Source organism: Paenibacillus sp. FSL R7-0302, from assembly GCF_038006885.1.
Classification (GTDB): domain Bacteria; phylum Bacillota; class Bacilli; order Paenibacillales; family Paenibacillaceae; genus Paenibacillus_AQ.
Genome location: NZ_JBBOWB010000002.1, coordinates 269364 through 281685 on the forward strand (window position 1 = coordinate 269364; position 12322 = coordinate 281685).

A 12322-nucleotide genomic window follows, 5' to 3' on the forward strand; every position below is an offset into this window, starting at 1 on the left:
GAGAGGGATGAACAAATGAACGTCAAAAAAACATTAGGTCTCGGCGTTGTATCGGCAGCATTAGGCTTAACCCTGGTCGGCGGAGGCACCTTCGCTTACTTCAGCAGCACTTCTACTTCCTCAGCTTCTTTTAACAACGGAACCCTATCATTACAATCTGATCCCTCCGTCATTGTGAATCTCAGCAATCTCAAGCCGGGCGATACCGTCTTACGGGACTTCAAACTCAAAAATGACGGGACGCTCAATATTCCCAAAGTGGTACTGCGCACCTCATCGGCCATTACAGACGCCCAGGGAGACAACGGTTCCCATAATTTCAAGGATGATATTATTGTGACCTTCCTCGTGAACAAGGATAAGAAGGAATCGCCGCTCCTGGTCATCTCGCTGGCCGATCTGGAGCAGGAGAGTCCCGATCTGGTGGCCCGGGGAATTGTCGGAGCGATCTTAGGCGGAGAGAAGTCCGGCATCAAAGCCGGCACCTCGGATAACCTGACCATCCAGTTCGCCTTCAAGGAGACCCTCCAGCCGCAGAACTATTATCAGGGCGATACGCTTGCACTGACTCTGAATTTCGAAGCCAACCAGGAAAAAGGCACGCTCCAATAATTCCACAACAAAACAAACCATTCGAGGAGGAAATCAATCATGGGTATCAAAAAAACATTGGGTCTTGGCGTAGCATCGGCAGCACTGGGCTTGTCTTTAATCGGCGGGGGCACCTTCGCTTACTTCAGTTCCACAGCTACCAGCACGGCAACCTTCGCAGCGGGTACGCTGAAGCTCGGCTCTTCCTTCAATACTCCGGTAGCGCTGACGAATCTGAAGCCGGGAGATTACACCGTCCGCACCTTCACCTTGTCCAATGACGGCACACTGGATATCAAATTCCTGAAGCTTGCCACCACTTACACCGTGACCGATGCCAAGGGCGATAACGCAGGCCAGGATCTCGGAGACCACTTCAAGGTCAAGCTCCTCGATAATACGTACACCGGCGGTTCACTAAGCGGTCATGTGCTGTCCGAGATCTCTCTGAAGGATCTGAAAAACACCCCCAGCTACGATCTCGTAGCAGCAGGCGTACTGCCAGGCGGGATTGCCGCCGCCGGGTCCAAGACCTTCAAGATCGCCTTCGAATTCGTAGACAACACGCTCGATCAGAACATTTTCCAGGGTGACGGCTTAGCGCTGAACTGGACCTTCGATGCGCTTCAAGGAGTGGGAGAAGCCAAGTAGCTCAGGGGCCAGCCTATACAAATGAACATGACTTTGCCGTCCTTTATTAGGAAGGCAGCGTTTCAGCAATCCATCAAGACGGCATATCCTCCCCCATCCGGGCCGGGTATGCCGTTTCTTTTTTCCCGTTGCCGGGTTCAAGATTTTGTCCGTTTTGCGGATTTTTGTTATACTGACAAGAGAAAACGGCTTGGCCGGCCTTTGAACGGGCGGTACCGTTTCAACGAGAAAGATAAGGAGAATGTATAGCGCGAAGCATATCACTTCTTATCTTTTACCAAAAAAGTACGGAGGGCGTTGTAATCGTGTCAGATACTATGGGAAGCCGCATCCACAAACTCCGGCTGGAGAAGGGCTATTCGTTATCCGAGCTTGCCGATAAGGCTGATGTGGCGAAATCATACCTCAGTAATGTGGAACGGAACATTCAATCCAACCCCTCCATTCAATTCATCGAAAAAATCGCTGACGCGCTTCAGGTATCCATTCATGCACTGCTGTATGGCGGATTGGCAGAGACGGAAGAACAGGCTCTGGACGGGGAATGGTTCCGGCTGGTTCAGGAGGCCATGGCCTCCGGTATAAGCAAACGCGAATTCAAGGAATTCCTCGATTACCAGAAATGGCGCATGGAACAAAAGGACAACTAGACGAGCATTGTATGCCACAGGGAAGACTCCGCACGGCAGGGAGGCCGCCTTCGGCGAAGGCAGCCTTTCAAGCGGCATACAGAAAAGGCACAGCGTACCGGACGCTGTGCCTTTTCTGTATGTATCGCAGCAATGATGACCGCCCTTACATCGCCTGGAGCGCCTTCTCACTTAGAAACCGGCGGATATCCTCCGCCGCGATCCCCGCCTGCTTGGCAGACATCAGCAAGTGCACCCATTCTAAATCCAGATCTACTGCCTGCAGCTCGTCATTCCCCTGGTTGGACATATCCAAGAAATCTCCTCCTAGAATTTTCGCGTCCCCAGGCAGTCCGGCCATCATAGTAGTATTGCTACTTTGTAGTATTTCTACTTTAGATCCGAGACTTTGTGCCCCTGTCTTTCGGCAGGTTTACCTTTTACTGGACCCTTTCCATCATGAAAGGATCTGGCAAGAATCGATGAAACCGTTCTCCGCAATAACATTATACAAGATCATGTGAGATTAGTGTGTCGTTTTCTGGAATTTTTTTATGATAAAATCTGAGGAAACTTAGCTGAAATTGCCAGCGGCTTTTATAAATATTTCCAGTTCCAAGTTCAAACCTTATGTAATAGTTTAATTATACTAAAGGGAACGCTATCCGCTCCGCCTTATTTCTATTTATGATAGTTCCGTATGAATACTGTAATGAATCATGCCAAATTGCGAACGGATTGCGCGAAAGTATGAATTGATTACCCCGCCGGAAAGTAGCACAATAAGGTGAGAATGAAACCGCAAACATTTGCAGCTCCGCCAAGTGGCACACTGGATGCCTCGCGTGGAGTTTATCCGTTAGGAGGACCTATTCATGGCAGTCAAAGAGCCCTATAACGACACAGTATGGAGCAAATACTACGGCCCCAACCTGGGCTACATTCAAGAAAGATATGAGCAATTTGTCAAGGACCCCTCTTCTGTTGAACAGCATTACCGCGATCTCTTCACCGTATCCGGCCCCCCTCCGTTGGCACCCGATGCCGAGAGGGCTCCAAGGCCTGCCGTATCAGCAGATGCCGAGTGGCTCAAGAAGGCTGTCAAGGCCTCGAAGCTGATCGCTAATATTCGAATATATGGCCATATGGCCGCAGACATTGACCCGCTGGAGCGCAGCACGAACCCGATGGCCAAATGGCTGGAGCTGGAGACCTACGAGCTTACCCGCGAGGATCTTAATGCCCTGCCCGCTTCGCTGATCTGGGATAATGCCCCTGCGGATGTGCATACCGCGATGGATGCCGTCCACAGAATGCGCCAGGCCTATACACAGACCATTGCTTATGAATTCGGGCATGTGCATGATGAACGCGAGCTGCGCTGGCTCAACAGCCAGGCGGAATCGATGACCTCCCCTGCCCCGCTGAATAATACAGAACGCAAAGAACTGTTGAAGCGGCTGGTTCAGGTGGAGCATTTCGAGACCTTCCTGCACAAGACCTTCGTCGGCCAAAAGCGCTTCAGCCTGGAGGGCAATGATGCCCTTGTGCCGATGCTGGATGAAATTGTGCGGGCTGCCGCGCATGACGGCGCAGAGCATATCCTGATGGGCATGGCCCACCGCGGAAGACTTAATGTGCTGGCTCATATTCTGGGCAAGCCTTATGATATTATTTTCTCAGAGTTCCATCATTCGCCGAACAAAGAGCTGTTCCCTTCGGAAGGCTCTATGGGCGTGACCTACGGCTGGAGCGGTGATGTGAAGTACCATCTCGGGGCTGACCGTGCCGTCCGCGAAGGCGAGACCGTACGCACCCGGATCACGCTGGCCAATAACCCGAGCCATCTTGAATTCGTCAATCCTGTAGTCGAGGGCTTCACACGCGCCGCACAGGAAGAACGCAACGCTCCGGGACTGCCTAAGCTGAACACAAGCAAGGCTATGGCTGTGCTGATGCACGGCGATGCAGCCTTCCCCGGCGAAGGTATTGTCGCTGAGACGCTTAATATCGGCAAATTGCAGGGTTATCAGAATGGCGGTACCGTGCATATTATCGTCAATAACCGGATCGGCTTCACCACAGAGAGCGAGGATTCCCGCTCCACCCATTATGCCAGCGATCTGGCCAAAGGGTATGAGATTCCGGTCGTGCATGTCAATGCCGATGACCCGGAAGCCTGTATTGCCGCAGTCCGTCTGGCCAGCGCTTACCGCCATATGTTCAAGAAGGACTTCCTGATTGATCTGATCGGCTACCGCCGCCACGGACATAATGAAATGGATGATCCCGAGACGACCCAGCCGATTGTGTACGGCAAAGTGCGGAACCACCCTACTGTGTACCGCGCTTATGCAGAACGCCTGGAGCGCGAGAAGGTAATCACAGCCGATGATCTGAAGAACATGATTGCCGAGGCGGAGAGCGTCCTCCAGCAGGCCTTCGATCAGATGAAGGAAGGCAAGCAGAAGAATGCGGAGTCCAAAGCCGCCGTCGCCCTGGATAACGACAGTCCTAAGCAGCGTCCGACCGCCTTCCCTCTGGCCGGTCTGCAGGAGATTAACCGCGAGCTGCTGCGCGTACCGGCCGGCTTCAAGGTCTATCCGAAGCTGGAACGGATTCTGCAGCGCCGCAAGGATGCGCTGAATGACGGAGAGCGGGTAGACTGGGCGCTGGCAGAGACACTTGCCTTCGCTACCATCCTGAAGGATGGCACGCCGATCCGTCTCAGCGGACAGGATTCACAGCGCGGCACCTTCGCCCACCGCCATCTGGTGCTGCATGACAGCGAGAACGGCGAACTCTATTCTCCGCTGCATCAGCTGAGTGATTCCAGCGCTTCGTTCGGCGTCTATAACAGTCCGCTGTCCGAGGCCTCTGTCCTCGGCTTCGAATATGGTTATAACGTGTTCGCACCGGAGACCTTCGTCATCTGGGAGGCTCAATACGGCGACTTCGCCAATGCCGCTCAGGTTATTATCGACCAGTTCATTTCCGCCGGCCGTGCCAAGTGGACGCAGCGCAGCAATCTGACGATCCTGCTGCCTCACGGCTATGAAGGCCAAGGACCAGAGCACTCCAGCGGCCGGATGGAACGGTTCCTCCAGCTCTCCGCCGAGGAGAACTGGACGGTAGCCAACCTGACCAGCGCTGCGCAGTATTTCCATCTGCTCCGCCGTCAGGCCGCGCTCTGCGGACAGCCGGATGCCCGGCCGCTGGTGATCATGGCGCCGAAGAGCCTGATCCGTAACACGCGCAGCACCTCGGCCGGAGCGGACCTCGCTTCGGGCACCTTCCAGCCGGTTCTTCCCGAGCCGCTGCTCGGCAGTAAGCCGGAAGCCGTGAAGCGCCTCGTGGTCTGCAGTGGCAAGGTGGCCATCGACCTGCAGACGGAGCTGGAGGCCGCGCGCGGACAGGACTTCTCCTGGCTGCACATCTTGCGCATGGAACAGCTCTATCCGTTCCCGGAACGCGAGCTTGGCGCTCACCTTAGCGGCTTCAGCTCTCTGGAGGAGATCGTCTGGGTGCAGGAAGAACCGAAGAATATGGGCGGGTGGACGTATGCCGAATCCCGGCTGCGCGCCATCGCACCGCAGAAGGTCACCGTCCAGTATATCGGCCGTCCGGACCGTTCCAGCCCGGCCAGCGGCTATGCGGATGTTCATAGCTTCGAGCAGCGGCGCATTGTCCGGGAAGCCCTGAAATTGAATGCTGCAGTGCAAGCACCTGTACCGTCTTCCTGAGCACAGCAAGGCGGTCATCCGATATCACGCACACCACTAATATTTGGGGAGGTACGGCCTGTGTCCGAGATAAAAGTACCCGATTTGGGCGAATCGATTTCCGAAGGAACGATCTACAAATGGCTGGTTAAAGAGGGCGACACTGTCGGCCAGGGGGATGTGCTAGCCGAGCTTGAGACCGACAAGGTCAATCTCGAGATCAGTGCGGAGGAGGACGGCGTCATCTCCTCCATCCTGCGCCAGGCGGGCGAGAACGTTGCCGTTGGCGAAGCCATCGGCATCATCGGCAGCGCCGCCGGGGCATCGGCCGCTGGCGGCAGCCAGCCGGAAGCGGCCGCACCGCAGAGCGGCAGCGCGCCTGCTGCTGCCGCAAGTGCAGCAGCGGCTGAACCGGCCGCTGCTGCTGGTGTCGCAGCGGCTGAGCCTGCCGCTGCTGGCACTGCGGCCCTGGCTTCGCCGGGGGCGCGCAAGCTGGCACGGGAGCGGGGCATCGACCTCGGCGAGGTCACTGCCCGCGACCCAATCGGCCGGATCGGCCAGGCCGATGTGGATGGTCATGGCGCAGCCGGGCCGCAGGCCGCTGCGCCAGCAGCTCCGGCGGCTGCCGCGCGGCCGGAGCCGGCGAAGCCCGCGCCGCCGGCAGCGGGCAAGGCGCCGCACGCCGAGGACGGCAAAGCCACCGAGCGCAAGCGCATGTCGCGGCGGCGGCTGACGATTGCCAGCCGCCTGGTCGAAGCGCAGCAGACGGCCGCGATGCTGACCACCTTCAACGAGGTGGACATGACCGCCATTCTCGACATCCGCAAGCGCCGCAAGGATGCCTTCAAGGAGAAGCACGAGGTCGGACTCGGCTTCATGTCCTTCTTCACCAAGGCCGTCATCGGCGCGCTCAAGGCTTACCCGATGCTGAATGCCGAGATCGACGGAGAAGATCTCCTGCTCAAGAAATATTACGACATCGGCATTGCCGTAGCTGCCAAGGAAGGCCTGGTCGTACCAGTCGTCCGCGATGCCGACCGGCTTAGCTTCCCGGAGATCGAGCGGCGGATCGGCGAGCTGGCCTCCAAGGCGCGCGCCAATACGCTCAGCCTGCCGGAGCTTCAGGGCGGTACCTTCACGATCACGAACGGCGGAGTGTTCGGCTCCCTGCTGTCCACACCGATCCTCAACACCCCGCAGGTCGGCATTCTCGGCATGCACAAGATCCAGCTGCGCCCAATCGCGCTGGATGAGGAGCGTACGGCCAACCGTCCGATGATGTACATCGCCTTGTCCTACGATCACCGGATCGTGGACGGATCAGAAGCGGTCAGCTTCCTGGTCAGAGTCAAGGAATTGCTGGAGGACCCTGAGTCGCTGCTGCTGGAAGGCTAATCCTCCGGCCACACAGTTTCTCCATACACTTATCTGATAAACACAAAGGCACCCGGCGGAGCGTAACCCTACGCTTCCCGGATGCCTTTTTTCCATATCCGCTGACTATGCCTCCGCCATACCCGCTCCTACCAACATGGGCCTGTTCTCGGCAGCCCACGCACCTCCAACGTACGCACCCCGTCCAATTGTGATCGGTTTTTCGATTACATTTAGCCGACGCGGTGCATCCGGGCCATTTGGGGTCGGTTTGCTGAATTAGGTAAGCTAAACAGATGAACGGACGACATTCTGTATTAGGCATACTGCTCATTTTCATGCTGGAGTTGTGCCTCGAAAAATATGTTTGTTTTCGACCATGAAAAAAAGACCTCCACCACCCGCTAACGCGGATGTAGGACATCTCTTCTCCGAACTATTCTCTTTGTCTGTAGTACTCTTGTTTGTCTGTACTTTCTCAAGCCGACGTAAATCGATATATGGTTAAGCCGTATGCCGTGAAGGCTTCAGGCTCATTCCCTTGGCCCGGGCCGCTCCGGCTACCGGAGGCTTCAGCGAAACCGCCAGGATACAAGCCAGAATACATAGCAGGCCGATGATGATGAAGGTAGGCTTGAACCCGCCGAGGAAGGCGGCGATGAACGAGCCGGACAGCGCGCCGATCCCGAAGCCCTGGTAGATGATGCCGTAGTTCTTGCTGTGATTCTTCAGGCCGAAGAAGTCACTGACAATCGCCGGGAAGACGGTAATGTTACCGCCGAAGCAGAAGGCGATGGCCGCCACACAGGCGAAGAACAGGCCATAGCTCAGTGTGGCATAGCTAAGGGTAAACATCGCCACAGCCGTTACCGCCAGCGTGATACTAATCAGCTTGGTCCGGCTTACCCGGTCGGATAATGCGCCAAGAATCAGGCGTCCGGCCGTATTGAAGATGGCGATCATCGCTACAGCATTCGCCGCCGTCGCCACATCCATACCCGCCAGCTGCACTCCGATATCCTTCACGATACCGATCAGATAGAGGCCGCTCATGCAGGCGGTGAAGAAAATCACGAACAGCAGGTACGCTTCCTTCGTGCGGAGCATTTCTTTCACGGTATAATCCTTGGGCAGCAGAGCCGCCCCGGAAGCGGACGATGTCCGGTTTCCCGCAGCAGTTACAGCAGGCGCAGCCACCGGAGCCTCCCGGATCAGCAGCGAGCCGAGGAGGATCATCAGCATGACCATCAGGCCCCAGTATAGAAAAGCATTCGACACCCCCGCCGATTCAATCAGGCCGCCGTTGATGTATTTGAAGATCAGACTGCCCGTTCCGTAAGCACCCACGGACACCCCGGAGATCAGTCCCTTATGCTTCGGGAACCACTTCATCAGGTTGGACAGCGAAGTAATATACGCCGTTCCGTCCGCATACCCGACCACTACGCCAGCCAGCAGGTAGAACATCGGCAGGGAACTGGCCTGCGAGCTTAGAATTAGCCCCAGCCCTAGCAGTATACCGGAAGCTGCGGTCAGCCTACGGAGACCGAACCGGTCCTGCAGCTTGCCTGCAAACAGTGTGGCGAAGGCCAACGCAAAGCTGGTAATAGAGAACGTTATCGAAACTGAGCTAAGCTCAAAACCAAATGTACTGACAAGATGTGCATTGAACAAGCTCCAGGTGTAGATGGTACCTAGTCCCATTTGCATAATCACTGTACCTAATACGATGAGCCACCGTTTACTGGCTGTATCCGTTATCATCAGAATTCCCTCTTTCTCTCTGAAGTCGCTGAAGTCGCTTCAAGGCTTACTTGGCCTCTTCATTGTAGCGAAAGGAGCTCTTTCTGAGAGAAATCCGGAATGAGATGACTCTGACGGGGAATGAACTGCCGCTAAAGACGCATAATCTGCCTGAATTCCTTCACTTTGCTGCGGCTGACCGGAACCTCCACATTCAGATCATGCAGCCTAAGCAGATAGGTATTGTTGAACCAGGGGATGATTTCCTTGATTTTGGACAGATTGACGAGATAGGAGCGGTGGCAGCGGAAGAACTGCTCCTGCGGCAGGCGGGTATGAAATTCGCTGATACTTAAGGCCATGCTGTATTCCTCCCCCTTGGTGATCACACTCGTTGTTTTCTCCTGCGCCGAAGCATAATAGATCTCGTCTGCATCGACGACGATAATCTTTTCATTTTTCCACAGATTGACCTTATCGCTTCCCAGCTTCACCGGTCCCTCTTCCCCCTGGCTGCTTCTGGCCGCGATGGCACCCTCCAGCTTCTGCAGCATCGCTCTGATCCGCGTCTCACTGTAAGGCTTCAGAATATAGTCGAATGCTTCAATCTCGAACGCCTCGGCGGCATGCTCCTTATAGGCTGTAATGAACACAATATACGGCTTGACCGCGAACCGGCTGATATTATGGGCCAGCAGCACCCCGTCAATTGAAGGGATATTGATATCCAGGAAAATCACATCCACCGTATCGGTCTGCAGATACTTCAGCGCTTCCAGCCCGTCCTCGAATTCCGCCGCAATCTTGATCCGGCTATGGGTCTGAATCAGATACGCAAGCTCCTGTCTTGCCAGCACTTCATCCTCGACAATGATCGCTCTCATCGCTGCTCCTTCATCACATCAAAATAGATTTCCGTCCCCTTAGCCAGCCGCCGGATGGTCAGACCTGTACCATAGATCAGCTTGATACGCTGGTGCACGTTGTTGAGGCCGATTTTGTTGCCCTCCATGCTTCCGCTGTAGACCTTCGCAATCGTCTCTTCACTGATCCCCGCTCCGGTATCGGCAATTCGCACCCTTACGCTGTCTCCGTGGTCTTTGACCGAGATGTCTACAGTTCCGTTCCCCTTCCCCTTCAAAATCCCGTGGATAATCGCATTCTCCACCAGCGGCTGAATGACCAGACTCGGAATGCGCACCGCTACCTCATCTATATCGTACAGAACGCTCAGGCGGCTGCCGAAGCGGGCCTTCTCAATCTCCACATAATGCTGCACCTGCTGCAGCTCGCGCCGGATATCTATGGACTCATCGGCCAGCTCCAGATTATACCGCATATACCCCGACAGATTGACGATCAGCTCGCGCGCCTTGTCCGGGTCGATCCGTATCGAGGAGATAATCGCATTCAGCGCATTGAACAGAAAATGGGGGTTGATGCTGGTCTGCAGTGCCTTCAGCTCGGCCTTGTTGGCCATCTCCTTGATCCCCTCAACCCGTGACACCTCCATCAGTGTGGAGATGATCTGTGACAGCCCTACAGCCATTGCCTGGAGGGAATAGGTGATTTTATGCGCGTGGGTATAGTAGATCTTGAGTGATCCCGTCACCTCCCCCTTCTCCTTCAACGGGATAATGATTAGCGAGCGGATGTCACGGTTCATGTATTCGGTATCGTCGTCACGGATGGTAATCTCCCCGCTGCGCAGCGTCTGCTTCGTCTCCTCACTGATGATCTCATTAGCTTCGGCATAATATTCTTCCCCGACACCCACGTAGGCCAGAATGACTCGGGTATCAGTAATTGCCACCGCATCCGCCCCGATATCCTCCTGGATGATTCCGCAGATCGTACGCAGCGACTCGGGAGTAATACTGCGGAAATACGGAAGCGTCTTATTGGCAATATCCAGCGCCAGCTTGGACTGCTTCGCGGCAATCCGTTCTTTCTCCCCTTCTACACTCTGCACAAGCGTAACGATCAGCCCGGCACAGATCTGCCCCGTAATCATCGGAAAAGCAATCTTGGACACGATATCCACCCCCAGCGAATGGGGATCAGCCATCACCAGAATCAGCGCCATCGTCAATGCCTCACAGGCCATTCCGGCGGCAATAGCAGCGATCCAGCGGCGTTCAGGCGAAGTACGCCGGTAGATGATCCCGGATACCACACCCGCTGTAATGCTCGTAATCAGACACGGGAGCGAGGTGACCCCGCCGATATCGATCAGGAAGCGGTGTACGCCCGAGATGATCCCGGTAATCAGCCCGACCCAAGGACCGAACAGAATACCTCCGGCTATAATGGCGATAATCCGCACGTTAACCAGAGACCCTTCCACATTAATCCCGCTGTAGGTTCCGAAGATGGCGAACAGGCTGAAGATAACCGTGACAATCGCCAGCTCCTGAGGGGCATGAACCCCTTTGGCAAAAATCTCCTTGAACCGCGGCACCCGGCTCAGGACGAACAGACACATCAGCAGCAGCGCTGCCCGCTCCAACAATTGCAGCAGAATACTCAGATTATATTGCACACTCACGCCTCCATAGGACAAGCTATCGGTCCATTATAAATTGGGATAATGGTTATAGCAATCCGCGCATCCGACTCTAATGGTTGACGTCATAATTGGAGTGCTGCTTGGCATGGCTACTGTGTTTTGTTGTATCATCAGGAGAGAGTTGCGAAAGCAACTCTTTTTTTGTCTGTTCTCTCCCTGGGTATAAAAGCCCTTATATTGCGGAAAATTAACTATTATCGTATTGTTGCTTTAAAGGAGTGATAGCCTGTGCGTATAGCTTTTTGGATTGTATTTGCCTTTGTTGGTATTTTGATCTTTTGGATAGTAGGCGGCTTAATTGGCCGTAAGAAACGAAAGTAATCTATAGGGGCTATAACAGCCCCTCAAAATACCTGCTGCGCCGATTCTTCGAGCTGTTTATCATCTAGCGGAATCAAAATGAGCATAAAGGAGTTAATAAAATGATTACATTTTATGCTGATAGATATAAAGAAGAAGTTATTAAGCTAATATTGCATGTACAAAATGATGAATATGGTGTAGGTATTAGTGTTGAAGAGCAACCAGATATACTAGATATTCAATCGAATTATATTAAAGAGGGCGGTAACTTTTGGGTAGCTTTAAACGAAAACGGTGATGTAGTAGGCTCAATCGGTTTGCAAAAGAAAACTGACGATATTGCTGTACTAAAGAAATTTTTTGTTTATAAAGATTACCGCGGCAAAGAGCTTGCGATAGGAACAGGTCTTTACGAAGCTATGCTTGACTTTGCGCAGAAACATCGGCTTTCTAAGGTGATTTTGGACACACCATCAAAAGCAACTAGGTCACACAGCTTTTACAAAAAAGTTGGTTTTAAAGAAATTACTAAAGGTGATTTGCCAATACAATATGATTATCCTGATAGAGATTCACTTATTTTCATGTTAGACCTGATCAGTCAATAATTTTTGAAGCAACCGTTTTAGATAGCCTTCGTACTAATTGAACCAACATTTGTTAAGGACTTTTTATCAGTTCAAGACAGCTGTTGGTTTTTTATATGTGTGCCTACAAACAAACTCTTTTGAAATTCACTA

10 protein-coding genes and 1 riboswitch are annotated in these 12322 nt (G+C 53.8%); of the genes, 6 read left to right on the plus strand and 4 right to left on the minus strand.

Annotated elements, in window-relative coordinates:
* The first annotated feature begins 15 nt into the window (after positions 1–15).
* The 3 genes from MKY96_RS26870 (at position 16) to MKY96_RS26880 (ending at position 1892) form a co-directional block, all read left to right on the plus strand.
* Positions 16–612: a TasA family protein gene (locus MKY96_RS26870; RefSeq protein ID WP_340945174.1), complete on the plus strand. Its 597-nt coding sequence runs from the start codon at positions 16–18 to the stop codon at positions 610–612.
* A 39-nt stretch (positions 613–651) separates the two neighbouring features.
* Positions 652–1242 (plus strand): TasA family protein, encoded by a 591-nt coding sequence (locus MKY96_RS26875; protein WP_036732873.1) that lies wholly within the window; start codon positions 652–654, stop codon positions 1240–1242.
* Between the two features lie 317 nt (positions 1243–1559).
* Positions 1560–1892, plus strand: coding sequence for a helix-turn-helix domain-containing protein (locus tag MKY96_RS26880; RefSeq protein WP_036732876.1), 333 nt, complete (start codon positions 1560–1562; stop codon positions 1890–1892).
* 145 nt (positions 1893–2037) lie between these two features.
* On the opposite strand, the gene MKY96_RS26885 is transcribed toward MKY96_RS26880, so the two are convergent.
* Positions 2038–2181, minus strand: a complete 144-nt coding sequence (locus MKY96_RS26885) for an anti-repressor SinI family protein (RefSeq protein WP_143803895.1) — start codon at positions 2179–2181, stop codon at positions 2038–2040.
* 34 nt (positions 2182–2215) lie between these two features.
* Positions 2216–2319: riboswitch (cyclic di-GMP riboswitch) on the minus strand.
* Positions 2320–2746: 427 nt separating this feature from the next.
* Between MKY96_RS26885 and MKY96_RS26890 the strand changes: the two genes are divergently transcribed.
* Both MKY96_RS26890 and odhB read left to right on the plus strand, forming a co-directional pair.
* On the plus strand, positions 2747–5614 hold the full coding sequence (locus MKY96_RS26890) for a 2-oxoglutarate dehydrogenase E1 component (protein ID WP_340945176.1): 2868 nt from the start codon (positions 2747–2749) through the stop codon (positions 5612–5614).
* A 60-nt stretch (positions 5615–5674) separates the two neighbouring features.
* Positions 5675–6988, plus strand: a complete 1314-nt coding sequence (odhB, locus tag MKY96_RS26895) for a 2-oxoglutarate dehydrogenase complex dihydrolipoyllysine-residue succinyltransferase (RefSeq protein ID WP_340945178.1) — start codon at positions 5675–5677, stop codon at positions 6986–6988.
* 483 nt (positions 6989–7471) lie between these two features.
* Here the strand turns inward: odhB and MKY96_RS26900 are convergent, their stop codons facing one another.
* The 3 genes from MKY96_RS26900 to MKY96_RS26910 form a co-directional block, all read right to left on the minus strand.
* A complete protein-coding gene (locus MKY96_RS26900) occupies positions 7472–8728 on the minus strand; it encodes an L-lactate MFS transporter (protein WP_445671506.1) in 1257 nt (418 codons plus the stop codon).
* A gap of 134 nt (positions 8729–8862) precedes the next feature.
* The gene (locus tag MKY96_RS26905; RefSeq protein WP_340945181.1) at positions 8863–9594 is read right to left on the minus strand and encodes a LytR/AlgR family response regulator transcription factor; all 732 of its coding nucleotides are present in this window, start codon (positions 9592–9594) and stop codon (positions 8863–8865) included.
* The gene (locus tag MKY96_RS26910) at positions 9591–11195 is read right to left on the minus strand and encodes a LytS/YhcK type 5TM receptor domain-containing protein (RefSeq protein ID WP_445671507.1); all 1605 of its coding nucleotides are present in this window, start codon (positions 11193–11195) and stop codon (positions 9591–9593) included. Before MKY96_RS26910 ends, MKY96_RS26905 begins: the two co-directional genes overlap by 4 nt.
* A 506-nt stretch (positions 11196–11701) precedes the next feature.
* Between MKY96_RS26910 and MKY96_RS26915 the strand changes: the two genes are divergently transcribed.
* Entirely contained in the window at positions 11702–12190 is a 489-nt protein-coding gene (locus MKY96_RS26915; RefSeq protein WP_340945186.1) for a GNAT family N-acetyltransferase, read from the plus strand.
* Positions 12191–12322: the final 132 nt, after the last annotated feature.

Excerpts from the sequence above, each read along its gene's own strand:
- MKY96_RS26870 (WP_340945174.1), top strand. The coding sequence starts at position 16 with ATGAACGTCAAAAAAACATTAGGTCTCGGCGTTGTATCGGCAGCATTA.
- MKY96_RS26875 (WP_036732873.1), top strand. The coding sequence starts at position 652 with ATGGGTATCAAAAAAACATTGGGTCTTGGCGTAGCATCGGCAGCACTG.
- MKY96_RS26880 (WP_036732876.1), top strand. The coding sequence starts at position 1,560 with ATGGGAAGCCGCATCCACAAACTCCGGCTGGAGAAGGGCTATTCGTTA.
- MKY96_RS26885 (WP_143803895.1), bottom strand. The coding sequence starts at position 2,181 with ATGTCCAACCAGGGGAATGACGAGCTGCAGGCAGTAGATCTGGATTTA.
- MKY96_RS26890 (WP_340945176.1), top strand. The coding sequence starts at position 2,747 with ATGGCAGTCAAAGAGCCCTATAACGACACAGTATGGAGCAAATACTAC.
- MKY96_RS26905 (WP_340945181.1), bottom strand. The coding sequence starts at position 9,594 with ATGAGAGCGATCATTGTCGAGGATGAAGTGCTGGCAAGACAGGAGCTT.
- MKY96_RS26910 (WP_445671507.1), bottom strand. The coding sequence starts at position 11,195 with ATGTGTCTGTTCGTCCTGAGCCGGGTGCCGCGGTTCAAGGAGATTTTT.
- MKY96_RS26915 (WP_340945186.1), top strand. The coding sequence starts at position 11,702 with ATGATTACATTTTATGCTGATAGATATAAAGAAGAAGTTATTAAGCTA.